The sequence below is a fragment of the Telluria sp. ZB4P37 genome, from assembly GCF_059685855.1.
Genome location: NZ_JCASID010000001.1, coordinates 165014 through 190488, shown reverse-complemented (window position 1 = coordinate 190488; position 25475 = coordinate 165014). Strand labels below are relative to the sequence as shown.

At 64.0% G+C, this 25475-nt stretch carries 28 protein-coding genes and 1 tRNA gene; 1 reads left to right on the top strand and 28 read right to left on the bottom strand.

What is annotated here, in order from left to right; translation table 11 throughout:
• The first annotated feature begins 30 nt into the window (after positions 1 to 30).
• Entirely contained in the window at positions 31 to 1263 is a 1233-nt protein-coding gene (locus AC56K1_RS00975; protein ID WP_497155983.1) for an acyltransferase family protein, read from the top strand.
• 52 nt (positions 1264 to 1315) lie between these two features.
• On the opposite strand, the gene AC56K1_RS00970 is transcribed toward AC56K1_RS00975, so the two are convergent.
• From AC56K1_RS00970 to AC56K1_RS00835, 28 genes are all read right to left on the bottom strand, one after another.
• Positions 1316 to 1891, bottom strand: coding sequence for a phasin family protein (locus AC56K1_RS00970; protein ID WP_497155982.1), 576 nt, complete (start codon positions 1889 to 1891; stop codon positions 1316 to 1318).
• Between the two features lie 231 nt (positions 1892 to 2122).
• Positions 2123 to 2497: an ion transporter gene (locus tag AC56K1_RS00965; RefSeq protein ID WP_497156624.1), complete on the bottom strand. Its 375-nt coding sequence runs from the start codon at positions 2495 to 2497 to the stop codon at positions 2123 to 2125.
• A gap of 86 nt (positions 2498 to 2583) precedes the next feature.
• Positions 2584 to 3138, bottom strand: a complete 555-nt coding sequence (locus AC56K1_RS00960; RefSeq protein WP_497155981.1) for an NADPH-dependent FMN reductase — start codon at positions 3136 to 3138, stop codon at positions 2584 to 2586.
• A 78-nt stretch (positions 3139 to 3216) separates the two neighbouring features.
• A complete protein-coding gene (locus tag AC56K1_RS00955) occupies positions 3217 to 3525 on the bottom strand; it encodes a hypothetical protein (protein ID WP_497155980.1) in 309 nt (102 codons plus the stop codon).
• 3 nt (positions 3526 to 3528) lie between these two features.
• A complete protein-coding gene (locus AC56K1_RS00950) occupies positions 3529 to 4824 on the bottom strand; it encodes an MFS transporter (protein WP_497155979.1) in 1296 nt (431 codons plus the stop codon).
• Positions 4825 to 4910: 86 nt separating this feature from the next.
• Entirely contained in the window at positions 4911 to 5423 is a 513-nt protein-coding gene (ispF, locus tag AC56K1_RS00945; protein WP_497155978.1) for a 2-C-methyl-D-erythritol 2,4-cyclodiphosphate synthase, read from the bottom strand.
• Between the two features lie 12 nt (positions 5424 to 5435).
• The gene (gene ispD, locus AC56K1_RS00940) at positions 5436 to 6179 is read right to left on the bottom strand and encodes a 2-C-methyl-D-erythritol 4-phosphate cytidylyltransferase (protein WP_497155977.1); all 744 of its coding nucleotides are present in this window, start codon (positions 6177 to 6179) and stop codon (positions 5436 to 5438) included.
• On the bottom strand, positions 6176 to 6883 hold the full coding sequence (locus AC56K1_RS00935; RefSeq protein ID WP_497155976.1) for a hypothetical protein: 708 nt from the start codon (positions 6881 to 6883) through the stop codon (positions 6176 to 6178). The genes ispD and AC56K1_RS00935 overlap by 4 nt, the downstream gene beginning before the upstream one ends.
• A gap of 4 nt (positions 6884 to 6887) precedes the next feature.
• Positions 6888 to 7445 (bottom strand): NUDIX domain-containing protein, encoded by a 558-nt coding sequence (locus AC56K1_RS00930; RefSeq protein ID WP_497155975.1) that lies wholly within the window; start codon positions 7443 to 7445, stop codon positions 6888 to 6890.
• Positions 7446 to 7488: 43 nt separating this feature from the next.
• The gene (locus tag AC56K1_RS00925; protein ID WP_497155974.1) at positions 7489 to 7830 is read right to left on the bottom strand and encodes a DUF2818 family protein; all 342 of its coding nucleotides are present in this window, start codon (positions 7828 to 7830) and stop codon (positions 7489 to 7491) included.
• An 11-nt stretch (positions 7831 to 7841) separates the two neighbouring features.
• Positions 7842 to 9359: an NADH-quinone oxidoreductase subunit NuoN gene (gene nuoN, locus AC56K1_RS00920; RefSeq protein WP_497155973.1), complete on the bottom strand. Its 1518-nt coding sequence runs from the start codon at positions 9357 to 9359 to the stop codon at positions 7842 to 7844.
• A 6-nt stretch (positions 9360 to 9365) separates the two neighbouring features.
• A complete protein-coding gene (locus tag AC56K1_RS00915; protein ID WP_497155972.1) occupies positions 9366 to 10865 on the bottom strand; it encodes an NADH-quinone oxidoreductase subunit M in 1500 nt (499 codons plus the stop codon).
• Between the two features lie 26 nt (positions 10866 to 10891).
• The gene (gene nuoL / locus AC56K1_RS00910) at positions 10892 to 12961 is read right to left on the bottom strand and encodes an NADH-quinone oxidoreductase subunit L (protein WP_497155971.1); all 2070 of its coding nucleotides are present in this window, start codon (positions 12959 to 12961) and stop codon (positions 10892 to 10894) included.
• Between the two features lie 40 nt (positions 12962 to 13001).
• Positions 13002 to 13310: an NADH-quinone oxidoreductase subunit NuoK gene (gene nuoK, locus AC56K1_RS00905; protein ID WP_171081295.1), complete on the bottom strand. Its 309-nt coding sequence runs from the start codon at positions 13308 to 13310 to the stop codon at positions 13002 to 13004.
• Positions 13307 to 13999: an NADH-quinone oxidoreductase subunit J gene (locus AC56K1_RS00900; RefSeq protein ID WP_497155970.1), complete on the bottom strand. Its 693-nt coding sequence runs from the start codon at positions 13997 to 13999 to the stop codon at positions 13307 to 13309. The genes nuoK and AC56K1_RS00900 overlap by 4 nt, the downstream gene beginning before the upstream one ends.
• Before the next feature lie 20 nt (positions 14000 to 14019).
• Positions 14020 to 14508: an NADH-quinone oxidoreductase subunit NuoI gene (gene nuoI, locus AC56K1_RS00895; protein WP_489875349.1), complete on the bottom strand. Its 489-nt coding sequence runs from the start codon at positions 14506 to 14508 to the stop codon at positions 14020 to 14022.
• Positions 14509 to 14517: 9 nt separating this feature from the next.
• On the bottom strand, positions 14518 to 15564 hold the full coding sequence (gene nuoH / locus AC56K1_RS00890) for an NADH-quinone oxidoreductase subunit NuoH (RefSeq protein WP_497156623.1): 1047 nt from the start codon (positions 15562 to 15564) through the stop codon (positions 14518 to 14520).
• Positions 15565 to 15599: 35 nt separating this feature from the next.
• Complete coding sequence (nuoG, locus tag AC56K1_RS00885) at positions 15600 to 17930, bottom strand: NADH-quinone oxidoreductase subunit NuoG (RefSeq protein ID WP_497155969.1); 2331 nt, start codon at positions 17928 to 17930, stop codon at positions 15600 to 15602.
• 21 nt (positions 17931 to 17951) lie between these two features.
• The gene (gene nuoF, locus AC56K1_RS00880; protein WP_497155968.1) at positions 17952 to 19247 is read right to left on the bottom strand and encodes an NADH-quinone oxidoreductase subunit NuoF; all 1296 of its coding nucleotides are present in this window, start codon (positions 19245 to 19247) and stop codon (positions 17952 to 17954) included.
• Positions 19244 to 19720 (bottom strand): NADH-quinone oxidoreductase subunit NuoE, encoded by a 477-nt coding sequence (gene nuoE / locus AC56K1_RS00875; RefSeq protein ID WP_497155967.1) that lies wholly within the window; start codon positions 19718 to 19720, stop codon positions 19244 to 19246. Before nuoE ends, nuoF begins: the two co-directional genes overlap by 4 nt.
• A 16-nt stretch (positions 19721 to 19736) precedes the next feature.
• Complete coding sequence (locus AC56K1_RS00870) at positions 19737 to 20990, bottom strand: NADH-quinone oxidoreductase subunit D (protein WP_497132302.1); 1254 nt, start codon at positions 20988 to 20990, stop codon at positions 19737 to 19739.
• Positions 20990 to 21583: an NADH-quinone oxidoreductase subunit C gene (locus AC56K1_RS00865; protein WP_497155966.1), complete on the bottom strand. Its 594-nt coding sequence runs from the start codon at positions 21581 to 21583 to the stop codon at positions 20990 to 20992. Before AC56K1_RS00865 ends, AC56K1_RS00870 begins: the two co-directional genes overlap by 1 nt.
• Before the next feature lie 15 nt (positions 21584 to 21598).
• Positions 21599 to 22075 (bottom strand): NuoB/complex I 20 kDa subunit family protein, encoded by a 477-nt coding sequence (locus tag AC56K1_RS00860; protein ID WP_020654624.1) that lies wholly within the window; start codon positions 22073 to 22075, stop codon positions 21599 to 21601.
• A gap of 3 nt (positions 22076 to 22078) precedes the next feature.
• Positions 22079 to 22438, bottom strand: a complete 360-nt coding sequence (locus tag AC56K1_RS00855) for an NADH-quinone oxidoreductase subunit A (protein ID WP_497155965.1) — start codon at positions 22436 to 22438, stop codon at positions 22079 to 22081.
• A gap of 166 nt (positions 22439 to 22604) precedes the next feature.
• Positions 22605 to 22689: transfer RNA gene (locus AC56K1_RS00850), tRNA-Leu, on the bottom strand.
• A 245-nt stretch (positions 22690 to 22934) separates the two neighbouring features.
• Complete coding sequence (gene secG, locus AC56K1_RS00845) at positions 22935 to 23450, bottom strand: preprotein translocase subunit SecG (RefSeq protein WP_497155964.1); 516 nt, start codon at positions 23448 to 23450, stop codon at positions 22935 to 22937.
• A 64-nt stretch (positions 23451 to 23514) separates the two neighbouring features.
• Positions 23515 to 24264, bottom strand: coding sequence for a triose-phosphate isomerase (gene tpiA / locus AC56K1_RS00840; protein ID WP_497155963.1), 750 nt, complete (start codon positions 24262 to 24264; stop codon positions 23515 to 23517).
• Between the two features lie 129 nt (positions 24265 to 24393).
• On the bottom strand, positions 24394 to 25374 hold the full coding sequence (locus AC56K1_RS00835) for an NAD(P)H-quinone oxidoreductase (protein ID WP_497155962.1): 981 nt from the start codon (positions 25372 to 25374) through the stop codon (positions 24394 to 24396).
• Positions 25375 to 25475: the final 101 nt, after the last annotated feature.

Sequence of the window (25475 nt, the reverse complement as noted above, 5' to 3'; positions counted from 1 at the left end):
TGGTCACACTTCTTTTTTCGAGAGCGCACCATGACCAGCCAACACCAGAGCGCCGCCCGCCTGTATTTCCTCGACTGGGTGCGGATCCTCGCCTTTTTCGTCCTGATCCTGTACCACGTGGGCATGTATTACGTGAGCTGGGACTGGCATGTGAAAAGCCCCTTCGCCGGCACCGGGCCGGAACCCTTCATGCAGCTGTCCTCGCCCTGGCGCCTTGGCCTGCTGTTCTTCATCGCGGGGGCCGGCGCCAGCTTGATGCTGGCACGCCAGGCCACGGTCGCCTTCCTGCGCCGGCGCAGCAGCCGCCTGCTCATCCCACTGCTGTTCGGGATGCTCGTGATCGTGCCGCCGCAAGCCTATCTCGAGGTAGTCGAAAAGCTGGGCTTCAGCGATGGCTATGGCGCCTTCATGCGCCTCTACCTGATCGGCTACGATGGCTTCTGCCGCGAAGACTGCCTGGTCATGCCTACCTGGAACCACCTGTGGTTCGTGGCCTACCTGTGGATCTATACGGTGCTGCTGGCCGGGTGCGTGGCGCTGCCAGGCAAGCGTTTTGATTGGCTGGCCGCCCGCGCCGGCAGCCTGCTGCAGGGCTGGCGCATTATCGCGCTGCCGGCCGCCGTGCTGGCGCTGGCGCGGGTGCTGCTGGTCGAGCGTTTCCCGACCACCCATGCGGTGGTGGGCGACTGGTACAACCATGCGATGTGTCTTATCCCCTTCCTGCTCGGCGCCCTGGTGGCGCGGGTGCCGGGGTTCTGGGCCAGGCTCGAAGCGGTGCGCTGGCATGCACTCGCAATCGCCGCGGCCGGATGGGCCTTGCTGCGGGTCTGGGATGCCACGCCAGATGGCGTGCTGGCGCCGCAGACCATTGGGGTCCTGCGCCCGTTGATGTACGCGCTGTATGCGCTGCTGGCCTGGAGCGCGATCGTAGCTGCCTGCGGGTTTGCGCGGCGTCACCTGGACCGTGATGGACCGGCCAGGTGCTACCTGAACGAAGCCGTGTTCCCGGTCTATATCCTGCACCAGACCCTGATCGTGACCATGGCGCATGCGCTGCAGCCGATGCGCATGGCGCCGGGTGTCGAAGCAATGGTGCTGGTGGTGCTCACCCTGGCGCTGAGCTTCGGGCTGTTCGAGATCGTGCGCCGGATCGGGGTGCTGCGGCCCTTGTTCGGCCTGGCGTCCCGCCAGGAGGGACAAACCGGGGGGCGGTTGGCGGCACGGCCGCTGGCGGCCGTGCCGGGTGAAGTGGCTGCGGGCTGAATCGGGCCCGCAGGATGACATCGACAACACTGCCCTGGTCGGCCCGCGCCGATCAATGTGTGGCGTTGACCGATGGATGGCTGCCCTGGCCCTGCTGGGCGCCCTGCCCGGCAGCGGGACGGCTGCACGTTTCCGCGCCGTCGCTGCGCAGCGAGGTGTCGGCGGCGCCGCTCGGATGGGCGAACGGATCGCTTGCGGAACGCAATGCCTCCTGCCGGGTGCGGATGCTGCGCTCGGTCTCCTCGGCGGTGGTGCGCGCGACTTCATCGACCAGGGCGCGCGCGGTGCGGCCCGTGTTCTGCACGTGCTGCTCGGTCACGCGGGCCAGTTCGGCCTGGGTATCGGCGGCAAGGCGCGCGATGTGCTGCCGGTAGGCGCGCAGCTTCTCGCTGGTGGGCTGGGCACGGATCGAGGCGGTGCTGAAGATCTCGGTCTGGCGCTCGGCGCTGAGCATCTGCCTGCCCGCGAGCGTGCCTTCTTCGACCAGGGTCTTCACCAGCTGGATGTTCAGCTCGCACATCTGCTGGAAGGCGTGGAACACCGATTTCGACATGTCGTTCAGGAAGGCGGTCTGGGCGTCCATGTGCTTGCGCACGGCCGGGGTCACGGATTGCGAAAAGGGATACATGCATAGACCTCACTTGTCTGGTATGGATGGGAACGGCAAGCCGCGGCCGTCCGGCTGAGCTGGTGGCTGCGGCACGAAGGTATGAGCCTAAAGGGGCAGCCAGGGGCGCGTTTGATCCGCGTCAAACGTGCGCGGCTCCCGCCACCGCGCCAGGTCACGGAGACCGGCAGTGCCGCCCCGCAATCCTTGCACTACGAGGCCGCTGCATCGTGGCCGATACTGCCGCAGCTGTCACAGGTCCTGGCTGCACGCATGCCATGACGGCGGTCGACACGCAGTGCCGTCATCTCGGCCGTTACAGTTGAAGATGCGGAAGACGCGCGGCAGGCGCAGGATGCGGATATCGAGCAAGGCCTGGCTGCCGGGCACCAGCAGCGACACATGGGTCGGCAGCACCGACAGCAGGCCGACGATTCCGAAGAAACTGGTGGCGTCGTGCAGCGGCTGGCGCACGCAGGCTAGGCGCGCCAGGTATTCGATCGTGAACAGCAGCGTGAAGGCCCATTCGAGCACGCGCATCAGGCCGGCATGCCGTTTGCCGATGGCGGGCACGCTCTCGAGCACGACCACCAGGATGCTGAGCACAATGGCGCCCACCAGCAGGATGTCGAAGCGGCGCGCGGTGCGGGCGCGGCTTTCATTCGCAGGGAGAACCCTTGAGCTCGACCGTGTTGCGTACCGGGACCCGGTGTCTAGCGGGCATGGCGCTCGACCCAGGCGGCGAAGGCGTCGATGAAGGACTGGAAGAAGACGCGCGTGCCGTCATCGAGCAGGCGGCTGCCGTCGTACTTGCCGGCCACGCCCCCGACATAGGCCTCCGGCGCCGGCATGCAGGCCATGTTCAGGAAAGGCAGCATCTGGCGCAGGTGGTGGTTGGCGCCGAAGCCGCCCAGGGCGCCCGGCGAGACGCTGACCACCGCGCAGGGCTTGCCCTCCCAGGCCGCCTTGCCATAGGGGCGCGAGCCGACGTCGATCGCATTTTTCAGCGCGCCCGGCACCGACCGGTTGTATTCAGGGGTGCAGAACAGGATGGCGTCGGCCTGGCGGATGCGCTCGCGGAACCGCGTGAATGCGGCGGGCGGATGGTCGGTCTCGTCGTCCTGGTTGTAGAGCGGCAGGTCGCGGATCTCGACGATCTCCATGGCCAGGGCGCCTGGCGCCAGTTCGATCATGGACTGCGCCACCTTGCGCGTGAAGGAATCCTTGCGCAGGCTGCCGACGATGACGGCGATATTCCTTGTGGCCATATGCTTCTCCAGGTCGGTCGTGAAAACCCGATGGTAACCATTTCAGCAAGGACGCGTTGCGCGGCAGTGGATGGGAGCCTAGATGCGGAGACGGCGCCGCTCTTCCAGGAAGCGCTTGAGCCGGGCCGCGCCCATCACGTCCACCGGGTCGCCGTGCCAGGCGTACAGGAAAGGCTCCCCGCCGAGGCGATCGGTCAGCCTGGCCGACAGCAGGAAGCGCGTGCCCGCCGGATAGCGTTCAGGGTCGGTGAGCCGGCGCGAGCACTGTACCCGCAGCGAGGATGAGTAAGCCTGGCCGGGCACCGGCCGGATGCACAGGCGGCCGGTGCGGGGATCCAGCCTCGATTCGACCGCGACCTCGCGGTAGGCCCAGGCTTCCCTCGCCATCGCTCAGCCCTTCGCCGGGGCCAGCGCCGGACGCACGACCGGCTGCTCGCGGATCGGCAGGTTGACCAGGGCGGCAGCGACGGCCAGCAGGATGTCGGCGTACCACATCCAGCTATAGTCGCCGAAGCGCACGAAACTCAGGCCGCCCAGCCAGGCGCCGAAGAAGCCGCCGATCTGGTGCGACAGCAGGGTCATGCCGAACAGTGTGGCCAGGTAGCGCATGCCGAACAGCTTGCCTACCAGCCCGGCGGTGGGCGGCACGGTCGCCAGCCAGGTGAAGCCGAGCGCGCCGGCGAACAGGTAGAAGGTCAGCGCGGTCTTGGGCGCCAGCAGGTAGAGCACGATGATCACGGCGCGGCTGGCGTAGATGATGGCCAACAGCGACTTCATGCGGTAGCGGGTGGCGAGCGCACCGGCCATCAGGCTGCCGGCGATGTTGAACAGGCCGATCAGGGCGAGCGCCGTGGCCGACACGCCGGCCGGCAGGCCACACAGAGCGACCTCGCCGGGCAGGTGTGTTACGAGGAAGGCGATGTGGAAGCCGCAGGTGAAAAAGCCCAGGTGCAGGCACAGGTAGCTGCGGTCGCGCGCCGCCTGGCGCAATTGCTCGGTGAGGGAGATACCCGCCGGCGCCGGCGCCGAAGGCGCGCTGCCGGCGCTTGGTCCGGCGGCCGGCACTGCGGGAACCGAAGCTTTTTTGCCGCGCATGCCGAGCGCCAGCGGAATCGTCAGCAGCGTCGAGGCCGCCATCGTCAGCATGGCCGCCACCCAGCCGGCGCTGACGATGATCGCCTGCATCAGCGGGGCGAACACGAACTGGCCGAAGGAGCCACCCGCATTGATGAAGCCGGAAGCAAAGGCGCGGCGCTCGGCGGGCAAGCGCTGGGCGGTGGCGCCGATCAGGATCGAGAAACTGCCCGCCCCCGCGCCGGCGGCCGACAGCAGGCCCATGGTCAGGATCAGGCCCCACTCCGAGTCGACGAAGGGGGTGGCGGCGGTGCCCGCGGCCAGCATCAGGCCGCCGATGACGATCACCCGCGCCGGCCCGTATTTGTCGGCGATGGCGCCGAACACCGGCTGCGAGGCGCCCCACATGAGCTGGGCCACCGCCATCGCGAAGCTGATGGACGCGATGCCGAGACCGGTCGAGGTATTGATCGGGGACAGGAACAGCCCCGTGGTCAGGCGCGCGCCCATCGTGATCATCAGGATCGCGCTGGCGGCGAGGATCAGCATCCAGGCCGCGCGCGGCGTCATGGCGGCTGGGGCTGCGGGGTCAACCCCGGGTGCGGTAGTCATGTGCGGCTCCTCGACCGGGCGGAATGCCCATCCGGCAGATTATAGTGCATATGCACGCACATGACAGAGAGGCACTAGATACTACCCTATTCCGCCACTCGGATGAGCATTGCCACGGACTCCGCCGCCATGCCCTCTTCGCGCCCGAGGAAGCCGAGCTTCTCGTTGGTCTTGGCCTTGATGTTCACCTGTAGCGGCGACACGCCCAGGTCTTCGGCGATGCGCGAGACCATGTGCGGGATATGCGGGGCCATCTTCGGCGCCTGCGCGATGATGGTCGCGTCGATGTTGCCGATGGTGTAGCCGGTGGCCACCACGCGGTGCCCCACTTCGCGCAGCAGCGTGCGCGAATCGGCGCCGGCGAACATCGGGTCGGTGTCGGGGAAATGCTTGCCGATATCGCCCAGCGCGGCGGCGCCCAGCAGCGAATCGATGATCGCGTGCAGCAGCACGTCGGCATCCGAATGGCCGAGCAGGCCCAGGCGGTGCGGGATGGTCACGCCGCCGACGATGAGCTTGCGCCCTTCGACCAGTGCGTGGCAGTCATAGCCGGTTCCAATGCGGAACGGCGGAGCGGGATTATAGGAAGCTAGTGCCATAGGTTCAGTTTTTCAGTTCGGTTCAGGGTGCGATTCGGATGGCGCCTGCGCTGCATACGCGGCCAAATACATCTCGGCAATCCGGATGTCGGCAGGCAGCGTGACTTTCAGGTTGCGCGGGTGCCCTTCCACCAACTTGGGGGCCAGTCCCAGCGCTTCAACCGCGCTCGCATCGTCGGTAATCATGGATGGGTCCGTGGCCGCGTCCAGGGCGCGGCACAGCAGGTGGTAGCGGAACATCTGCGGCGTCTGGGCCAGCCAGAGCCCGTCGCGCGACACGGTCGCCACCTCATCGGCGACGCTGCGCTTGACCGTGTCGACCACCGGCAGGGCCAGCAGGCCGCCGGCGGGATGCTCACCTGTTTCGACGATCAGGCGCTCGATGAGTTCCGCGTCCAGCCCTGGCCGGGCCGCATCGTGCACCAGCACCCAGTCGTCCTCGTGCAGGATGCCGTGCAGGGCCAGCAGGCCGTTGCGCACCGAGTCCATGCGGCTGGCGCCGCCGTGGCGCAGCACGGTCACGCCCGCTCCCGGCACGATGGAATCGATGACGGGGTCGTCGGCACTCACCACCACATAGGTGTGGGCGATGAGCGGGCTCGACACGAAGGCGTCGAGGGTATGCCGCAGCATCGGCTTGCCGCCGAGCTGCAGGTATTGCTTGGGGCTGCTCGCCCCCATGCGCGCGCCAACCCCGGCTGCCGGGATCAGGGCGATATAACGCGCTGGTGGCTTGGAAACGGATGGGTTCGTCATGATGGCCTGCGTGTTCGGGTGGGTCGGAGCAAAGACTGTACCTCACCTCCGCAAACCTTGCCCAGCCGGGCATACTCTTGCGGAGAGTCGATGGCGGCCTGCATGGCCTCGACCCTGGACATTTCGCTTTTGATATAGGGCATCCAGCCACGGTCGATCTCGCGCTGCAGCAGGTTTTGCGCCTGGCCGGTGCGCGCATACAGGGGCTTGTCCTGGAAGCGCCGCTGAAGCGCCCGGCGCACCCGCGCTTCGGCCTGTGGCAGGAAACCCAGGTAGGTGTTCAGGTGGCGCATCTCGTGGGCCAGCACTTCCTGGTAGGCGCAGGAGCTCGGCACGAATTCGCGGCTGACGTAGACCACGATCGGTGGGTAGTAGAGCTTGACCTCGATGTGCGGCGCGATGCATTCGTAGCCGCTGGCCGGGTCGACCAGCAGGCGCCCGCCGACGTTGATGCTCACGTGCGATTCCGTGCGTGTCAGGCCCAGCACATATTGCCCGGGCCGGGCGCTACCTTTCATGACGGTCAGGGAGCGGTAACCGACCGTATTATCGATGCGAAAACCGTTCCGTGTGCCGGTCAGGACCGACAGGCTTTCGCCGATCGTGTCTTCGCAGCGCGCCTGGAACTCGGTGCGCGCTGCTGCCTGCGCCGGCATGGCGGCTAGCGCGCAGCACAGCAGCACGAACGCGAGCAGGCGTTTCATTTCGTCAGGCGGGGTTCCACACGCCAGAGAGGATCTTCTCGAGCCAGAAGGTCCCGATGATGGTCTTCACGTCGGTGATCTCGCCGCGCTGGACCATGCCGAGCAGCTCGGGCACGGTGGCGGTGAAGGTCTCGAGGAATTCCCCGTCGTCGAGCTTCTGCTGGCCTTCCGTCAGGTCTTCGGCGAGGAACAGCTCGAGGTGTTCGTCCGAATAGGCGATGGCATTGTGGATGGTGCAGACGAAGCGCCACTTGGCGGCGGTGTAGCCGGTTTCCTCTTCGAGTTCGCGCTTGGCGCAATCGAGGTGGTCTTCGCCCGGGTCGATTTTACCGGCCGGGAATTCGATGAAGACTTGCCCATTTGGATAGCGGAACTGGCGCTCCAGCAGCACGCGGCCATCGGGCAGCAGCGGCAGGATCACGACCGCGCCGGGGTGGCGAATCAGCTCGCGGTGGGAAATCGAGCCGTCCGGCAGGCGCACCTGGTCGCGTTCCACCTTGAGGAAGGGGCCGTTGTAGACGATGCCGCCGTCGATGCGGGTTTCTTTCAATTCCACGGTCATGCGGACTCCGTTTTACGGTGGGTGGGCGGCTTCGCCGGCCACCCTACGAACGGCGCTTGCGCAGGTACTGCCAGACAAACCCGGGAAACGCCAGCACCAGGAACAGGCACCCGGTAATCGCATAGAACTCCCAGCCCTGCGCGAACACGCCGCCGATCCGGGATTCCAGCATGCGCGCCAGAAAGCCGACGACAAAGTATAAGACAATTAATTCGAGCAGGCGCAGCGGGAGCGACTTCGTACGCAAGGAAGGAGACACTGCGCCGTCAGCGGCGGCGCCGGCCTTGAGGGGAACAAGGCCGAACACGCGCTCGGTGAGGAAAGGCAGGTTGGCGGCCGCGAGGGAGAGCGCGACCACCAGCCAGACAGCCAGGGAAGAATCCACCGGCGACCTGCTTACTTAAGGAGGGTAGCCTGCATGGCGCTGTAGCACACCGCCAGCAGCCAGCCCGGGATGATACCCAGCACCACCACGGCCAGGCCGTTGAGCGACATCACCACGCGCATGTCGTTCGGGGTGTGGATGGCTGCCGTATCCGCTGCGTCGTCGAACCAGATGGTCTTGACGATGCGCAGGTAGTAATAGGCGCCCACCAGCGAGAACATCACGGCGACGATCGCCAGCCACACCATGCCGGCGTTGGCCACTGCCTGCAGCACGGCCCACTTGGCCATGAAGCCGACCATCGGCGGCACGCCTGCCAGCGAGAACATCAGGATGGTCATGACGATCGCGAACCATGGGCTGCGCTTGCCAAGGCCCTTGAAGTCGGCAATGTGCTCGGCTTCGTGGCCGGCGCGCGCCAGCATCATGATCAGGCCGAAGCTGCCGACCGTGGTCAGCACATAGGTGATCATGTAGTACATGGCGGCGCTGTACGACGACGCGGCGTCGGTGTTGTCGCCGTCGACCACGCCGGTGAGCAGGGCCAGCAGGACGAAGCCCATTTGCGCGATGGTCGAATAGGCCAGCATGCGCTTGATGTTGGTCTGGGCGATCGCGGTGATGTTGCCGATCGCCAGCGACAGCACGGCCAGCACCATCAGCATCTGCTGCCAATCAAAAGCGAAGCCAGGCAGCGCCTCGACCAGGATGCGGAAGGTCATGGCGAGCGTGGCCAGCTTCGGCGCACCGCCCAGCAGCAGCGTCACGGCGGTCGGCGCGCCCTGGTAGACGTCCGGCACCCACATGTGGAAAGGCACGGCGCCGAGCTTGAAGGCCAGGCCGGCGACGACGAACACCAGGCCGAAGACCAGGATGGTGTTGTTGCGCACGGCCTTGTCGGCGGTCAGCTGGCCGATGGTGGTGATGTCGAGCGAACCGGTGGCGCCGTAGATCATCGAGATGCCATACAGCAGGAAGCCCGAGGCCAGTGCGCCCAGGATGAAGTATTTCATCGCGGCTTCGGTCGAGACGGCGTGGTCGCGGCGCAGGGCTACCAGCGCATACAGCGACAGCGACATCAGTTCCAGGCCCAGGTAGAGCGACAGCATGCTGTTACCCGAGATCATGATCATCTGGCCCAGCATCGAGAACAGCGCGAGCACGTAGAACTCGCCGCCCAGGTTACCCGACATCATGGCCCGGTCGCCGGAGTACTGGCGCGAATACACCAGGGTCATGGCGGTGGCCAGGTAGGTGAACAGCTTGAGCAGGTTGCCCATCGGGTCCGACACGTACATGCCGCTGAAGGTGTACACCGTCGCGCCCGAATTGAAATCGGCCAGCGAGAACACGGCGCAGCCGGCAATGGTGAGCAAGGTCAGCGCGTAGGTCAGGTTGCGCTTGCCCTCTTTCAGGAACATGTCGATCAGCAGGATCGCGGAAGCCGCGACCAGCAGGAAGATTTCGGCATAGACCGGCACCAGGTTGGTGTCGGTCGCCGCTAGCAGGGTGGAGTTCATTTCGTTCATGGCAGTTTATTGAGGCACTTTGCTGACTGCGACGTGTTGCAAGAGGTCCGAGACCGACACCTGCAGCGTTTCGGCGATCGGCGCCGGATACAGGCCCATCCACAGGGTGGCGATCGCCAGCACGCCAAGGATGGCGAACTCGCGGCCATTCAGGTCGGTCAGTTCGGCGACGTGCTTGTTGCCGATCGGGCCGAACACGACGCGCTTGACCATCCACAGCGAGTAGGCGGCGCCCAGGATCAGCGCGGTGCCCGCCAGCAGGCCGGTCCAGAAGTTGAACTGGGTGGCGCCCAGGATGACCATGAATTCGCCGATGAAGCCCGAGGTGGCAGGCAGGCCGGCGTTGGCCATCGAGAACAGCACGGCGAAGGCCGCGAACTTCGGCATCGTATTCACGACCCCGCCGTAATCGGCGATTTCACGCGAGTGAACGCGGTCGTACAGCACGCCGATGCACAGGAACATCGCGCCCGACACGAAGCCGTGCGAGATCGACTGCATCAGGCCGCCCTGCACGCCCATGTCGTTGAAGATGAAGAAGCCGAGCGTGACGAAACCCATGTGGGCGATCGACGAGTAAGCGACCAGTTTCTTCATGTCCTTCTGGACCAGGGCCACCAGGCCGATGTAGATCACGGCGATCAGGGACAGCACGATGACGACGGGTGCCAGGTAATGCGAGGCGTCCGGGGTGATCGGCAGCGAGAAACGCAGGAAGCCGTAGGCGCCCAGTTTCAGCATGATCGCGGCCAGCACCACGGAACCGCCGGTCGGCGCTTCCACGTGGGCGTCCGGCAGCCAGGTGTGCACCGGCCACATCGGCACCTTCACGGCGAAGGCCATGAAGAAGGCGATGAAGATCAGGATCTGCTCGTTCATCGTGAGCGGCAGCTTGTGCCATTCGAGGATGTCGAAGGAACCCGAGGCGTTGTACAGGTAGACGATCGCGACCAGGGTCAGCAGCGAGCCAAAGAACGTGTACAGGAAGAACTTGAATGCCGCGTAGACCCGGTTCGGGCCGCCGAAGACGCCGATGATGATGTACATCGGGATCAGGGTGGCTTCGAAGAAGAAGTAGAACAGCAGGCCGTCCATCGAGGCGAACACGCCGATCATCAGGCCCGACAGGATCAGGAAGGAACCCATGTACTGGCCGACGCGGTCTTCGATCACCTGCCATGCGGCCAGCACCACGATGATGGTGATGAAGGCGGTCAGCGGGATGAACCACAGCGACAGGCCGTCGACGCCGAGTTTGTAGAACACGTTGAAGCGCTCGATCCAGCTTGCCACTTCATAGAACTGCATGCCGTGGGCGGCGTTGTCGAAGTTCGCGATCAAGGGCAGCGTCGGCAGGAAGCTGATGACGGCGCCGACCAGGGCCAGCATGCGGGTCAGCCCCTTGTTGCCTTCGCGGCCGACGGCCAGGATACCCAGGCCGAAGATGATCGGAAGCCAGATCGCCAGGCTCAGGTAAGGAGGAAATGTAGAAATTGACTGCATCATTTTTCGCTTTTCTTATCTTGGCCTGATTAACCGCGCCAGAACGGGAAGAAGTACAGCAGGGTCGCCAGCACGCCAGCGATCATGAAGAACGCGTAGTGGTAGATGTAACCGGTCTGGAGGTTGCGCACGACGGTCGAGAACCAGCCGACCAGGCGTGCAGAACCGTTGACCAGCAGGCCGTCGATCAGGCCGCGGTCGCCCACCTTCCAGAGGCCGCCGCCAACGGCGCGAGCGCCGCCTGCAAACACTGCCTGATTGAACTTGTCCATGTAGTACTTGTTGTCCAGCAGGGTGTGCAGGAACTTGAACTTGGCATAGAACCAGGCCGGGACGCGCGGGTTGACCATGTAGCAGTAGTAAGCCAGGGCCACGCCAGCCAGGGCCAGCCAGAACGGTGCGGTTTGCAGGCCATGGATCGCCATTGCGGCGGCGCCGTGGAATCCTTCGCGCAGGGTTGCCATCGCGGTGTGGTTCTCGCCGACGAAGATCACGCCCTTGAAGAAGTCGCCGTGCAGCATCGGGCCGATCGCCAGGTAGCCGATGATCACCGACGGGATCGCCAGCAGGATCAGCGGCAGGGTCACGACCAGCGGCGACTCGTGCGGCTTGTCGCCCGGCTGCAGGCCATGGTGATGGTGGTCGTCATGCGCATCATGTTCGTCTTCTTCATGGTGCGCGTCCGAATCGTGGCCTTCGCTGTGCTTGACCGGATGGTTCCAGCGCGACTCGCCATGGAAGACCATGAAATACATGCGGAAGGAGTAGAAGGCGGTCACGAACACGCCGGCCAGCACCGCGAAGTTGGCGAAGCCGGCACCCGGGATGTTCGAGGCGTGCACCGCTTCGATGATCGAGTCCTTCGAGTAGAAACCGGCGAAGAACGGGGTACCGATCAGGGCCAGCGAACCGAGCAGCGAGGTGATCCAGGTGATCGGCATGTACTTGCGCAGGCCGCCCATGTTGCGCATGTCCTGGTCGTGGTGCATGCCGATGATGACCGAACCGGCGCCGAGGAACAGCAGCGCCTTGAAGAAGGCGTGGGTCATCAGGTGGAACACGGCCACCGAATAGGCCGAGGCGCCCAGCGCGACGGTCATGTAGCCCAGCTGCGACAGCGTCGAGTAAGCGACCACGCGCTTGATGTCGTTCTGGATGATGCCCAGGAAGCCCATGAACAGCGCGGTGATCGAACCGATCACGATCACGAAGGAGAGCGCGGTATCGGACAGCTCGAACAGCGGCGACATGCGCGCCACCATGAAGATGCCGGCGGTGACCATGGTCGCGGCGTGGATCAGTGCCGAGATCGGGGTCGGGCCTTCCATCGAGTCAGGCAGCCAGACGTGCAGCGGGAACTGCGCCGACTTGCCCATCGCGCCGATGAACAGGCAGATGCAGGCCGCGGTGAGCAGCGGCCAGCCGGTGCCCGGCACGGTCATCGCAGCCAGCTTGCCCGATTGAGCAAACACTTCGTCGTACTGCATGCTGCCGGCGGCAGCCAGCAGCAGGCCGATGCCCAGGATGAAGCCGAAGTCGCCCACCCGGTTCACCAAAAACGCCTTCATGTTCGCGAAGATCGCGGTCGGACGGGTGTACCAGAAACCGATCAGCAGATACGAGACCAGGCCCACCGCTTCCCAGCCGAAGAACAGCTGCAGGAAGTTGTTGGACATGACCAGCATCAGCATCGCGAAGGTGAACAGCGAGATGTACGAGAAGAAGCGGTTATAGCCTTCGTCCTCGGCCATGTAGCCGATCGTGTAGATGTGGACCATCAGCGACACCGAGGTCACCACGCACATCATCATTGCCGACAGCGTGTCGATCTGGAAGCCGACCGCCAGCTTGAGACCGGCGACGTTCATCCAGGTGTAGATGTCCTGGTTGAAGACCGGCGCGCCGTCGAGCACGGCCATCAGGGTCTGGACCGAGATGATCAGTGCAATCAGGACGCCGAGGATGGTTGCCGTGTGGGAGACCTTGCGGCCGACCACGTTGCCGAAAAATTTCGTACCCAGCAGGCCGGCAATCGCCGAGCCTGCGAGCGGCGCCAGTGGCACCGCGAGTAAGAGTGAGGAATTGAGTTGCCCCGCCATGTTGAACCTTAGTCGTTATTGTTTATCGTGCCGAGACCGGTCAGCCCTTGAGGCTGTCGAGGTCTTCCACATTGATCGTGTCCAGGTTGCGGAACAGGACCACCAGGATCGCCAGGCCAATTGCCGATTCGGCGGCCGCGACGGTCAAAATGAAGAACACGAAGATCTGCCCCGCCGCGTCGCCCAGGTAATGCGAGAACGCGATGAAGTTCAGGTTCACCGCCAGCAGCATCAGTTCGATGGCCATCAGCAGGATGATGATGTTCTTCCGGTTCAGGAAGATGCCCACGATCGAGATCGCGAACAGGATCGCGCCCAGGATCAGGTAGTGTGCGAGCGACAAAGTCATGGGGTCTCCTTCGGTACGGCCGGCACACCGGCGGCGGGTGCTGCGGCAGCGGCGGCCTGGGCTGCTGCCTCGACCGATGCTGCATCGAGGGCACGCTGGTTGACCGCGTCCATCTTCACGATGCGCAGGCGGTCGTTACGCTTGGCACGCACGGCCAGGCCCGGGTCGATTGCTTTGGTGTCCTTGCGCTTGCGCAGGGTCAGGGCGACTGCGGCGATGATCGCCACCAGGAGGATCACGGCGGCGATCTCGAAGCCGTAGATGTACTTGGTGTAAATGAGCAGGCCCAGTTCCTTGGTGCCGCCGATGTTCGCGGCAGCCGCTTCGGCGGACTGCTCGAAGCCGAGGAAACCGCGCCACAGGACGGCGGCCATCTCCAGCACGATCAGGGCGCCGATGGCCGAAGCCACAGGCAAATAGCCCCAGAAGCCTTCGCGCATGCGGTCGACGTTAATGTCGAGCATCATGACGACGAACAGGAACAGCACCATCACGGCGCCGACATAGACCAGCACCAGCACGATGGCCAGGAACTCGGCCTTGAGCAGCATCCAGATGCCGGCCGCGTTGAAGAACGCGAGCACCAGGAACAGCGCGGCATAGACCGGGTTCTTGGTGGTGATGACTTGCAGCGAGGCCAGCACCATGATGGCCGCGAACACGTAGAACAAACCAGTTGTAAATTCCATGACTTGACAGCCTTTTCTTATTAGCGGAACTTCGCGTCCGCCTCACGGGCGGCGGCGATGTCGGCTTCGTAGCGGTCGCCCACGGCCAGCAGCATCTCTTTGGTGTAGTAGAGATCGCCGCGCTTTTCGCCGTGGTATTCCAGCACGTGGGTTTCGACGATGGAGTCGACCGGGCAGGATTCTTCGCAGAAGCCGCAGAAGATGCACTTGGTCAGGTCGATGTCGTAGCGCGTGGTGCGGCGCGTGCCGTCCTCGCGCTGCGCCGACTCGATCGTGATGGCCATGGCCGGGCAGACCGCCTCGCACAGCTTGCAGGCGATGCAGCGCTCTTCCCCGTTGGGGTAGCGGCGCAGCGCGTGCAGGCCGCGGAAGCGGTTCGACATCGGCGTCTTCTCTTCAGGGTACTGGACCGTGATCTTGCGCGACAGCGCATACTTGCCGGTCAGGGCCAGGCCCTTGAAGAGTTCGGTCAGCATGAGGCTGCCGAGAATTTCTTTCACTCGATTCATTTTTCTCTCTTACTTCCAGATGTTCCACGGCGTCTGCATCCAGACTGCGACGAGAACGAGCCAGATCAGGGTCAGCGGAATGAATACTTTCCAGCCCAGGCGCATGATCTGGTCATAGCGGTAACGCGGGAAGGTGCCGCGGACCCAGATCATCAGCGAGACCAGGATGAACATCTTCGCGAACAGCCAGAAGAAGCCACCGATGGCGCCGAATTCGAGGAAGGCGAACGGCGCCGACCAGCCACCCAGGAACATGATCGCGGCCAGCGTGGCGATCAGGATCATGTTGGCGTACTCGGCCAGCATGAACATCGCATACGACATGCCCGAATACTCGACCATGTGGCCGGCGACGATCTCCGACTCGCCTTCCACCACGTCGAACGGGTGGCGGTTGCACTCGGCCAGGCCGGAGACAAAATAGATCACGAACAGCGGGAACAGCGGCAGCCAGTTCCACGACAGGAAGTTCAGGCCCATGCCGGCGAAGGTACCGACCTGCTGCCCAAGCACGATGTCCGAGAAGTTCAGGCTGCCCGACACCATCAGCACCACGACCATCACGAAGCCCATCGGGATTTCGTACGAGATCATCTGGGCCGAGGCGCGCATGGCGCCCATGAACGAGTACTTCGAGTTCGAAGCCCAGCCGGCGATGATGATGCCGTAGACTTCCATCGAGGTGATCGCCAGCAGCAGGAGCAAACCGGCATTGACGTTGGCCAGTGCGGCTTGCGGGCCGAACGGGACCACCGACCAGGCGGCCAGCGCCGGCATGATGGTCATCACTGGACCGATCACGAACAGGCTGGTGGTGGCCTTGGTCGGGATCACGATCTCTTTGAGCAGCAGCTTGAGCGCATCGGCGATCGGCTGCAGCAGGCCGCCGGGACCGACGCGGTTCGGACCGACGCGGATCTGGATCCAGCCGATCAGCTTGCGCTCCCACAGGGTGGCGTAGGCGACCAGGCCCATCAGCGGCAACAGCACGCACAGGATCTTGATCACGGTCCAGATCACTGGCCAGACCGGTGCGAACGGGCTGGCGGCGCCCATTTCATAGAAACTATCGATATAACCGGGCTGTGCCATTACTTGCCCTCCCCTGCTTTTTCAACATTGATTGCACCAAACATCGCGCCGAGGGTGGCGACCGCCGGATGGCCGGCAGCCACGCGCACTGCGTTCGACGGCAGGCGTGCATCCACGTTGGCGACCAGCACGGCGCTGCCCGCACCTTGCGAGACGCGCACGCGGTCGCCCGCGACCACGCCCAGCTGCTCGGCAACGGCTTTCGACAGGCTCACCAGCGGCGCATTCGCATCGGCGGTGCGCTGCAGCGGCTCGGAACGGCGCGCCAGCGCGTCGGTGAAATAGATCGGCACGTCGGTAACGCGCTCGAGCTCGCCGGCGCTAGCATAGTTGCCGGCCGACGGCGCCAGCTTGGCGACGTTGTTCAGCTTGGCCGAGTGGTCAAGCACGCCCTTGCCCAGCGCTTCGTCGCGGATCGATTCCGAGGTCTCGTAATCGAAGCCGGTGAGGCCCAGCAGGTTGCCCAGCACGCGCAGCACTTTCCAGGCCGGACGGGTTTCGCCGAGCGGCTTGACGGTGCCGTTGAAGCTTTGTGCACGGCCTTCGCAGTTGACGAAGGTGCCGGCGGTTTCGCTGAACGGCGAGACCGGCAGCAGCACGTCGGCGAAGTCCATGCCGTGCTTGAAGGAGGACATGGCGACGACCATCTCGGCGCCATCCAGGGCGGCGCGAGCCTGCTGCGGGTTGGCGGCATCGAGTTCCGGTTCCGCGTGCAGCAGCACATAGGCTTTCTTCGGCGTGGCGAAAGCAGCTTCGCCCTTGCCGGTGGCGCCCACCAGGTAGCCGCCGACCGTGTTGGCCGCTTCGACCAGCGAGCCGAAGCTGCAGCCGGCCTGCTCGGCGATCCATTGCGCGGCGGCGTGGATCTGCGAGGCTTGCGGGTGGTGCGAAGCGGCATTGCCCAGGAAGACGGCGCCGGGTGCATCGCTGCTGGTGAGCGAAGCGGCGATGGCCTTGGCGGCGTCGCCGGCCTCTACGCCCTCGAAACCACTCGGAGCTGCCACGCCTTTGGCGCCGGCGATAGCCGAGACGACTTCCGACAAGGCAGCGAGCCAGTCGTTCGGTGCGGCGATCAGCTTGCTCGCAACCGGCATCAGCAGGTCGTCGTCCGCGCCCTGCAGGAGCGAGAGCTTGGCGCCGCCCTTGACGGCGGTACGCAGGCGGGTCGTGACCAGCGGGTGATCCTTGCGCAGGAAGGAACCGATGACGAGCACGCGCTTGAGCTGCGAGATGCCGGCGATCGGCATGCCCAGCCAAGGCGTGACCTGGCCGTCGAGCGAGAAGTCAACCTGGCGCAGGCGGAACTCGACGTTGCTTGATCCGAAGCCGCGCATGGTCTTGTTCAGCAAATACAGTTCTTCGACGGTCGAGTGCGCGGTGGCCACCGCAGCGACGCTGTCGGCGCCATGCTCGTGACGGATGTTGCGCAGGCCGTGGGCCACGTATTCGAGCGCGGTCTGCCAGTCGGTCTCTTGCCACACGCCGCCCTGCTTGATCATTGGATTGGCCAGGCGGTCGGCATTGTCCAGCGCCTCGTACGAGAAGCGGTCTTTATCCGAGATCCAGCATTCGTTGATGGCCTCGTTTTCCAGCGGCAGCACGCGCATGACCTTGCCGCCCTTGACCTGGACGATCAGGTTGGTGCCGAGCGAATCGTGCGGCGCGATCGACTTGCGGCGCGACAGTTCCCACGGACGCGCCGTGTAGCGGAACGGCTTGCTGGTCAGCGCGCCGACCGGGCACAGGTCGATCATGTTGCCCGACACTTCCGAGTCGACGGTCTTGCCGACAAAGGTCGTGATTTCCGAGTGCTCGCCACGGCCGACCATGCCGAATTCCATGACGCCGGCCACTTCCTGGCCGAAACGCACGCAGCGGGTGCACTGGATGCAGCGCGCCATCTCTTCCATCGAGATCAGCGGGCCGGCCTCTTTCGGGGCCACCACGCGCTTTTCTTCGTCGTAGCGCGAATTGCTCTTGCCGTAGCCGACCGCGAGGTCTTGCAGCTGGCATTCGCCGCCCTGGTCGCAGATCGGGCAATCCAGCGGGTGGTTAATGAGCAGGAATTCCATCACCGACTTCTGCGCCTGCACAGCCTTGTCGCTGTGGGTGCGCACGATCATGCCAGGCGAGACCGGGGTCGCGCAGGCAGGCATCGGTTTCGGCGCCTTTTCCACTTCGACCAGGCACATGCGGCAGTTCGCTGCGATCGACAATTTCTTGTGATAGCAGAAGTGCGGAATATACGTTCCGAGTTTGTTTGCGGCGTCCATCACCATGGAACCTGGTGCGACTTCGACTTTCTTGCCGTCTAATTCAATTTCAACCATTTGATCGTTACCTGACCTGGTTTAAAGGTATGCGGGCACGAGGCAGTGCTTGTGCTCGATGTGATATTCGAATTCCTCGCGGAAGTTCTTGATCATCGCTTCTACTGGCATCGCGGCTGCGTCACCCAGGGCGCAAATCGTGCGGCCCTTGATGTTGAAGGCGATGTTGTTCAGCAGGTCCATGTCTTCCGGACGGCCCTTGCCGTTTTCAATGCGGTGCACCATGCGGTACATCCAGCCGGTGCCTTCGCGGCAAGGCGTGCACTGGCCGCAGGATTCCTCGTAATAGAAATACGAGAGGCGCAGCAGCGACTTGACCATGCAGCGGGTTTCGTCCATGACGATCACGGCGCCCGAACCCAGCATCGAGCCGGCTTTCGCGATCGAATCGTAGTCGAGGTCGGTGTCCATCATGACTTCGCCGCGCACGACCGGCGCCGACGAACCGCCAGGAATCACGGCCTTGATCTTCTTGCCGCCGCGCATACCGCCGGCCAGCTCCATCAGCTTGGCGAACGGGGTACCCAGCGGGACTTCGTAGTTGCCCGGACGCTCGACGTCGCCCGAGATCGAGAAGATCTTGGTGCCGCCGTTGTTCGGCTTGCCCAGCGCCATGTAGTTCTCGGCGCCGATGTTCAGCAGGAACGGGACCGCTGCGAAGGTCTCGGTGTTGTTGATCGTGGTCGGCTTGCCGTACAGGCCGAACGAGGCCGGGAACGGCGGCTTGAAGCGCGGCTGGCCCTTCTTGCCTTCGAGCGACTCGAGCAGCGCGGTCTCTTCGCCGCAAATATAGGCGCCGTAGCCGTGGTGCGCGTGCAGCTGGAAGGAGAACGCCGAACCCATGATGTTATCGCCCAGGAAGCCGGCGGCACGCGCCTCTTCCAGCGCTTCTTCGAAGCGCAGGTATTCCGCGAAGATCTCGCCGTGGATGTAGTTGTAGCCCACGGTGATGCCCATCGCGTAGGCGCCGATGGCCATGCCTTCGATCAGCGCATGCGGGTTATAACGGATGATGTCGCGGTCCTTGAACGTGCCCGGCTCGCCTTCGTCGGTATTGCAGACGAGGTATTTCTGGCCAGGGTACTGGCGCGGCATGAAGCTCCACTTCAGGCCGGTCGGGAAACCGGCGCCGCCGCGGCCGCGCAGGCCCGAAGCCTTCAGGTCGGCGATGATCTGTTCCGGCGAGATGCCTTCTTCGATGATGCGGCGCAGCGCCGAATAGCCGCCACGTTTCACGTAGTCGGCCAGGTGCCAGTTCTCGCCGTTGAGGTCCTTGAGGATCAGCGGATTGATGTGACGGTCGTGCAGGCTGGTCATTTGTTCAGTTCCTCAAGCAGGGCGTCGATCTTCTCGTCGCTCATGAACGAGCACATCTGGTGGTTATTCACCAGCATCACCGGTGCGTCGCCGCAGGCGCCCATGCACTCGCCTTCCAGCAGCGTGAATTTGCCATCCGCGGTGGTGTCGCGGAAGCCGATGCCCAGCGCATCCTTGATGCGGTTTGCAGCGCGTTCGCCGCCCGACAACGCGCATGGCAGGTTGGTGCACACCGTGATCTTGTGCTGGCCGACCGGCTTGATGTTGTACATGTTGTAGAAGGTCGCGACCTCTTGCACGGCAATCGCCGGCATGCCGATATAGTCGGCGATTTCCTGCATGGTCTCTGGCGCCAGCCAGCCCAGCTCGACCTGGGCGTGGGCCAGCGCGGCCATCACGGCCGACTGGCGTTGGTCAGCCGGGTACTTGGCCAGCTCGCGATCGATTTTTTGGTAGCACTGCTGCGATAACATAATCTTTCCTAGCCTCTTAACGGTCGATACTGCCGAACACGATGTCCTGGGTGCCGATGATGGTCACGGCGTCGGCAATCATGTGGCCGCGCGCCATTTCGTCGAGGCTCTGCAGGTGGGCGTAATCCGGGGTACGGATCTTCAGGCGGTACGGCTTGTTGGCGCCGTCCGACACGATGTAGATGCCGAACTCGCCCTTCGGGTGCTCGACCGCGGCATACGCCTCGCCTTCCGGCACGTGGAAGCCTTCGGTGAACAGCTTGAAGTGGTGGATCAGCGATTCCATGTTGGACTTCATGTCCATCCGGTTCGGCGGCACGATCTTGTGGTTGTCGATCATTACCGGGCCGGCATTCACGCGCAGCCAGGCCACGCACTGCTTGATGATGCGGTTCGACTGGCGCATCTCTTCCATGCGCACCAGGTAGCGGTCGTAGGAGTCGCCGTTGGTGCCGATCGGGATGTCGAAGTCCATCTGGTCGTAGACGGCGTAGGGCTGCTGCTTGCGCAGGTCCCAGGCGACGCCCGAGCCGCGCAGCATGGCGCCGGTAAAGCCCATGGCTTTCGCGTCGTCGGGCGAAACCACGCCGATGCCGACCGTGCGCTGCTTCCAGATGCGGTTGTCGGTCAGCAGGGTTTCGTATTCGTCGACATAGCCGTCGAAGCGCTTGGTGAAGGCGTCGATGAAGTCGAGCACCGAACCCTGGCGGTCCTGGTTCAGGGCGTCGATGGCCTTGCGCGAACGGATCGGCGACTCCTTGTGCTGCGGCATGCGGTCCGGCAGGTCGCGGTAGACGCCGCCGGGGCGATAGTAGGCCGCGTGCATGCGCGCGCCCGACACCGCTTCGTACACGTCGAACAGGTCTTCACGGTCGCGGAAAGCGTACAGGAAGGGACCCATGGCGCCGATGTCGAGCGCGTGCGCGCCCAGCCACATCAGGTGGTTCAGGATACGGGTGATCTCGTCGAACATGACGCGGATGTACTGCGCGCGCACCGGCGCTTCCACGCCCAGCAGCTTTTCGACTGCCAGCACGTAGCCGTGCTCGTTGCACATCATCGACACGTAGTCCAGGCGGTCCATGTACGGGACCGACTGCAGGTAGGTGCGGGTCTCGGCCAGCTTCTCGGTGCCGCGGTGCAGCAGGCCGATGTGCGGGTCGGCGCGCTGGATCACTTCGCCGTCCAGTTCCAGCACGAGGCGCAGCACGCCGTGCGCTGCCGGGTGCTGCGGACCAAAGTTCAGGGTGTAATTCTTAAGCTCAGCCATTATTTCGTCCCGTAGGTTTCTTCGCGGATCACGCGCGGGATGTTCTCGCGCGGTTCGATCGTTACCGGTTGGTAGATCACGCGTTTCTGTTCGGGGTCGTAGCGCATCTCGACATAGCCCGTGACCGGGAAGTCCTTGCGGAACGGGTGGCCGATGAAGCCGTAGTCGGTCAGGATGCGGCGCAGGTCGCCGTGGCCGTCGAACAGGATGCCGAACAGGTCGAAGGCTTCGCGCTCGTACCAGTTGGCGGCGCGCCAGATGCCGGTGACCGATTCGACGATCGGCATGTCGTCATCAAGGCAGAACACGCGCACGCGCACGCGCCAGTTGTGCTCGATCGACAGCAGATGCGAGACGACCGCGAAGCGCGCGCCGTCCCAGGTGCCTTCGCCATACTGCGAGTAGTCGACGCCGCACAGGTCGATCAGCTGTTCGAAGCGCAGGGTCGGCGCGTCGCGCAGGGTCTGCATCGATGCGAGATAGTCGGCGGCCTTGACCACCACAGTTACTTCGCCCAGCGCGGAACTAATGGCAGCGCCCTCGCCCAGAGCATTTTTCAGGGCGAGTTCAAGGGATTCGAGTTTAGTCGTCATGGTGATTCGCTGTTCTTAGCGCGCGATGGTATTGGTGCGCTTGATCTTGTTCTGCAGCTGCATGATGCCGTACAGCAGGGCTTCCGCGGTTGGCGGGCAGCCCGGCACGTAGACGTCGACGGGGACGATGCGGTCGCAGCCGCGCACCACCGAATACGAGTAGTGGTAGTAGCCGCCGCCGTTGGCGCAGGAACCCATCGAGATCACCCAGCGCGGCTCGGCCATCTGGTCGTACACCTTGCGCAATGCGGGAGCCATCTTGTTGCACAGCGTGCCGGCGACGATCATCACGTCCGACTGGCGCGGCGACGGGCGGAACACAATGCCAAAACGGTCGAGATCGTAGCGGGCTGCGCCCACATGCATCATCTCGACCGCGCAGCAGGCCAGGCCGAACGTCATCGGGAACATCGACCCGGTGCGCGCCCAGTTGATCAGCTTATCGGCTGTGGTGGTAATGAAACCTTCGTTTAATACGCCTTCAATTGCCATGGCTTATTCCCAATCAAGGGCACCTTTCTTCCAGATGTACCAGAAACCGACGACGAATTCGGCGATGAACACCATCATCGTCACGAAGCCGGCAAAGCCCAGTTCGCGCATCGAGACGCCCCATGGGAAGAAGAATGCCGTTTCCAGATCAAACAAAATAAACAGGATCGCGACCAGGTAGTACCGGACGTCGAACTTCATGCGCGCGTCTTCGAAGGCCTCGAAGCCGCATTCATACGGGGACAGCTTGGCGGCATCCGGACGGTGCGGGCCGAGCAGGCGGCCAAGCACCTGCGGGGCGACACCAACGCCGACGCCAATCAGAATAAAGAGAAGTACGGGGAAATAATTTTCGAGGTTCACGATGAAGCCTGTATTGAACGATCGGTTAATGAAACACTGCAGGGCTGCAGCGCCGAACCGTACTACCTGGCCAGAACCTTCCACCAGGACCGCACGAATCGTAAAAAAAGCCAGCTCAGGCAGGAGAGCGTTTGCTCGTTGCGCCCTTGCTGGCTTCTTTGTATCTTGGTGCCGACGGCGAGACTCGAACTCGCACAGCTTGCGCCACTACCCCCTCAAGATAGCGTGTCTACCAATTTCACCACGTCGGCTGGAGACCAGTATTTTACCCTGCTTTAGCACTACTTTTCAATGCACAAATTGCGCTATCACAAGGAATTTACGCAAATTCTCAACAATTTAATGTTGACGTTTAATCTTTACAGCCGATCACGTGCACTCAGTACTAATTCTGGCCGGGCTGCGAAAGAATCCAGCCCGCGCTACTGACAGCGAGCCGCATTCTACCGCTAATCGCGAACGGGCGTGCGGCGCCCGTGCGACGGAAATCGAGGAATTACTTGGTGACCGGGGCCGGGGCCGGGGCCGGGGCGGCCGGGGCGGCCGGGGTTGCAGTCGTTGCAGCAGCTGGTGCGGCAGGCGCAGGAGCGGCCTGGCCTGGCGCGGCCGGAATGGCGACGCCCGGGGTTTGCGGGATGTCGTTGGCAGGAACGACCGTGGTCGCGCCGGCGTTCGGGCCGGCGCCCGGGATGTCGCTCGGGATTCCTGTGGCCGGTGCCTTCGACGACGGCACGGTGACGCGCTCCATCACGCCGCCATCAGGGCCGGCAGTGCGGTTGTTGCTGAAATACGCCAGCGCCAGGGTCGAGGCGAAGAAGACGGCGGCGGCGAAGGCGGTCGACTTCGACAGGAAGTTCGACGAGCCCGACGCACCGAACAGGCTGCCCGAGGCGCCCGAACCGAAGGCCGCGCCCATGTCGGCGCCCTTGCCGTGCTGGACCAGCACCAGGCCGATAATGGCCAGGGCCGAAATAACCTGCACGACAATAACCAGATTAAACAGGGTGTTCATTGCAATTCCATTTCCAAGTTAACGACGATTAAATGCGGTAATTCTGTACTACGGTAGTGCGGGATTACTGTGCTGCGTGGATGATCGCCAGGAAATCCGCCGCCTTCAGGGCTGCGCCGCCGATCAGGCCGCCGTCGATGTCCGGCTGCGCCATCAGGTCCGCCGCATTATCCGGCTTCATGCTGCCGCCGTACAGCACCAATACCTTTTCCGCGCTGTCCGCGTTGCAAGCACGCAGCTTTTCGCGCAGGCCTGCGTGTACTTCCTGGGCCATTTCGGGGGTGGCGGTCTTGCCGGTGCCGATCGCCCACACCGGCTCGTAGGCCAGCACGATCTTGTCCATGGCATCGGCGCCGATCTTGTCCAGCACGGCGCCGAGCTGTTCATTGACCACTTCCATGGTCTGCCCGGCCTCTCGCTGCTCGAGCGTTTCGCCGACGCAGACGATCGGGGTCATGCCCGCATCCAGCAGGGCTTTCGTTTTCCTGGCCACCAGCTCGCTCGATTCGCCGTGGTAGGCGCGGCGTTCGGAATGGCCGACGATGACGTAGCGGCATCCGAAATCCTGCAGCATCGCCGCGCAGACCTCGCCCGTATAGGCGCCGCTGGGCTGGCAGGACACGTCCTGCGCCCCCCAGGCCAGCGCGCTGCCTTTCAGGAGATCCTGGCACTGGTACAGGTAAGGCGCCGGCACGCACACGGCGGCAGCGGCCCTGGCATCGGCCAGTCCAGCCAGGATACCGGTCAGCAGCACCGCATTGGCTTCACGGCTGCCGTTCATCTTCCAGTTACCTACGACGAGTTTGGAACGCATACGAGTCCACAGTTAAATAACCCGCTATTCTAGCGGTCGAATATGTGGCGGTCAAACAATGGCTGGGCTTCTTTCCCGGCCCCGTTCGAGCCTAGGCGGCCCCCGCACTTCCCTTTTTGATTCAATCGCTTAGATCACTTCCAGCACGATCTTGCCCACGTGCGTGCTCGACTCCATCAGCGCATGCGCCTCGGCTGCCTGCGCCAGCGGGAAAGTCCTGTAAATCACCGGCTTGAGCTTGCCTTGGGCGAACAGCGGCCAGACCTGCCGTCGCAAATTGCGCGCGATCGCCGCCTTGAAGGCGACCGGGCGCGGGCGCAGCGTCGAACCGCTGATGTGCAGCCGGCGGCGCAATACCTGGCCCAGGTCGATCTCGGCCTTGGCGCCACCCAGCAGCGCGATCAGGGCGATGCGGCCGTCATCGGCCAGGCAATCGATCTCGCGCGGCAGGTAGTCGCCGCCGACCATGTCGAGGATGACGTTGACGCCCTTCCCGTTCGTCAGCTCCTTTACCACCGCCGCGAAGTCCTCAAGGCGGTAGTTGATGCCGCGTTCGGCGCCCAGGGCTTCGCATGCGCGGCACTTGTCATCCGATCCAGCGGTGGCGAATACGCGGTGGCCGAGTGCGGTTGCGAGCTGGATCGCGGTGACGCCGATGCCCGAGGTGCCGCCCTGCACCAGGAGGGTCTCGCCCGGAGAGAGCTGCGCGCGGTCGAAAATATTTGTCCAAACCGTAAAAAAAGTCTCCGGCAGCGAAGCGGCTTCCAGCGGCGTCAAGCCGTCGGGGATCGGCAGGCATTGCTCGGCAGGCGCCGTGCAGTATTCGGCGTAACCGCCGCCCTGCACCAGCGCGCAGACCATGTCGCCCTTCCTGTAGCCGGCTGCGGCGTAGTCGCCGTCGACGATTTCGCCGGCCACTTCCAGGCCAGGCAGGTCGGACGCACCAGGCGGCACCGGGTATTTGCCCAGGCGCTGCAGCACGTCCGGGCGGTTGATGCCGGCCGCGTGCACCTTGATCAGCACTTCGCCCCCCTTCGCCACGGGCAGCGGGCGTTCGCACAGCTGCAGGACGTCCGGCTTGCCCGGCTGGGTGATCTCGATGGCGCGCATGACTGCTCCCGGGTTGAAAAAACCGCAATTGTACGGGAGGCGGCAAAACCGCGCGCGGAGGGCGTCAACGGAAATTACGGTCTGCACGGTACTTAGGTACC

What these genes read in the sequence shown, in the direction of transcription:
- nuoK (WP_171081295.1), bottom strand. Translation starts at nt 13,310, where the DNA reads ATGACTTTGTCGCTCGCACACTACCTGATCCTGGGCGCGATCCTGTTC.
- AC56K1_RS00930 (WP_497155975.1), bottom strand. Translation starts at nt 7,445, where the DNA reads ATGACCGTGGAATTGAAAGAAACCCGCATCGACGGCGGCATCGTCTAC.
- nuoE (WP_497155967.1), bottom strand. Translation starts at nt 19,720, where the DNA reads ATGTTATCGCAGCAGTGCTACCAAAAAATCGATCGCGAGCTGGCCAAG.
- nuoH (WP_497156623.1), bottom strand. Translation starts at nt 15,564, where the DNA reads ATGGGCGCCGCCAGCCCGTTCGCACCGGTCTGGCCAGTGATCTGGACC.
- AC56K1_RS00955 (WP_497155980.1), bottom strand. Translation starts at nt 3,525, where the DNA reads ATGGCGAGGGAAGCCTGGGCCTACCGCGAGGTCGCGGTCGAATCGAGG.
- AC56K1_RS00950 (WP_497155979.1), bottom strand. Translation starts at nt 4,824, where the DNA reads ATGACTACCGCACCCGGGGTTGACCCCGCAGCCCCAGCCGCCATGACG.
- ispF (WP_497155978.1), bottom strand. Translation starts at nt 5,423, where the DNA reads ATGGCACTAGCTTCCTATAATCCCGCTCCGCCGTTCCGCATTGGAACC.
- nuoF (WP_497155968.1), bottom strand. Translation starts at nt 19,247, where the DNA reads ATGACCAGCCTGCACGACCGTCACATCAATCCGCTGATCCTCAAGGAC.
- nuoL (WP_497155971.1), bottom strand. Translation starts at nt 12,961, where the DNA reads ATGGCGGGGCAACTCAATTCCTCACTCTTACTCGCGGTGCCACTGGCG.
- AC56K1_RS00935 (WP_497155976.1), bottom strand. Translation starts at nt 6,883, where the DNA reads ATGAAACGCCTGCTCGCGTTCGTGCTGCTGTGCTGCGCGCTAGCCGCC.
- nuoN (WP_497155973.1), bottom strand. Translation starts at nt 9,359, where the DNA reads ATGAACGAAATGAACTCCACCCTGCTAGCGGCGACCGACACCAACCTG.
- AC56K1_RS00860 (WP_020654624.1), bottom strand. Translation starts at nt 22,075, where the DNA reads ATGGCAATTGAAGGCGTATTAAACGAAGGTTTCATTACCACCACAGCC.
- AC56K1_RS00915 (WP_497155972.1), bottom strand. Translation starts at nt 10,865, where the DNA reads ATGATGCAGTCAATTTCTACATTTCCTCCTTACCTGAGCCTGGCGATC.
- AC56K1_RS00870 (WP_497132302.1), bottom strand. Translation starts at nt 20,990, where the DNA reads ATGGCTGAGCTTAAGAATTACACCCTGAACTTTGGTCCGCAGCACCCG.
- nuoG (WP_497155969.1), bottom strand. Translation starts at nt 17,930, where the DNA reads ATGGTTGAAATTGAATTAGACGGCAAGAAAGTCGAAGTCGCACCAGGT.
- AC56K1_RS00960 (WP_497155981.1), bottom strand. Translation starts at nt 3,138, where the DNA reads ATGGCCACAAGGAATATCGCCGTCATCGTCGGCAGCCTGCGCAAGGAT.
- ispD (WP_497155977.1), bottom strand. Translation starts at nt 6,179, where the DNA reads ATGACGAACCCATCCGTTTCCAAGCCACCAGCGCGTTATATCGCCCTG.
- AC56K1_RS00975 (WP_497155983.1), top strand. Translation starts at nt 31, where the DNA reads ATGACCAGCCAACACCAGAGCGCCGCCCGCCTGTATTTCCTCGACTGG.
- nuoI (WP_489875349.1), bottom strand. Translation starts at nt 14,508, where the DNA reads ATGAATCGAGTGAAAGAAATTCTCGGCAGCCTCATGCTGACCGAACTC.
- AC56K1_RS00835 (WP_497155962.1), bottom strand. Translation starts at nt 25,374, where the DNA reads ATGCGCGCCATCGAGATCACCCAGCCGGGCAAGCCGGACGTCCTGCAG.
- secG (WP_497155964.1), bottom strand. Translation starts at nt 23,450, where the DNA reads ATGAACACCCTGTTTAATCTGGTTATTGTCGTGCAGGTTATTTCGGCC.
- AC56K1_RS00970 (WP_497155982.1), bottom strand. Translation starts at nt 1,891, where the DNA reads ATGTATCCCTTTTCGCAATCCGTGACCCCGGCCGTGCGCAAGCACATG.
- AC56K1_RS00900 (WP_497155970.1), bottom strand. Translation starts at nt 13,999, where the DNA reads ATGGAATTTACAACTGGTTTGTTCTACGTGTTCGCGGCCATCATGGTG.
- tpiA (WP_497155963.1), bottom strand. Translation starts at nt 24,264, where the DNA reads ATGCGTTCCAAACTCGTCGTAGGTAACTGGAAGATGAACGGCAGCCGT.
- AC56K1_RS00865 (WP_497155966.1), bottom strand. Translation starts at nt 21,583, where the DNA reads ATGACGACTAAACTCGAATCCCTTGAACTCGCCCTGAAAAATGCTCTG.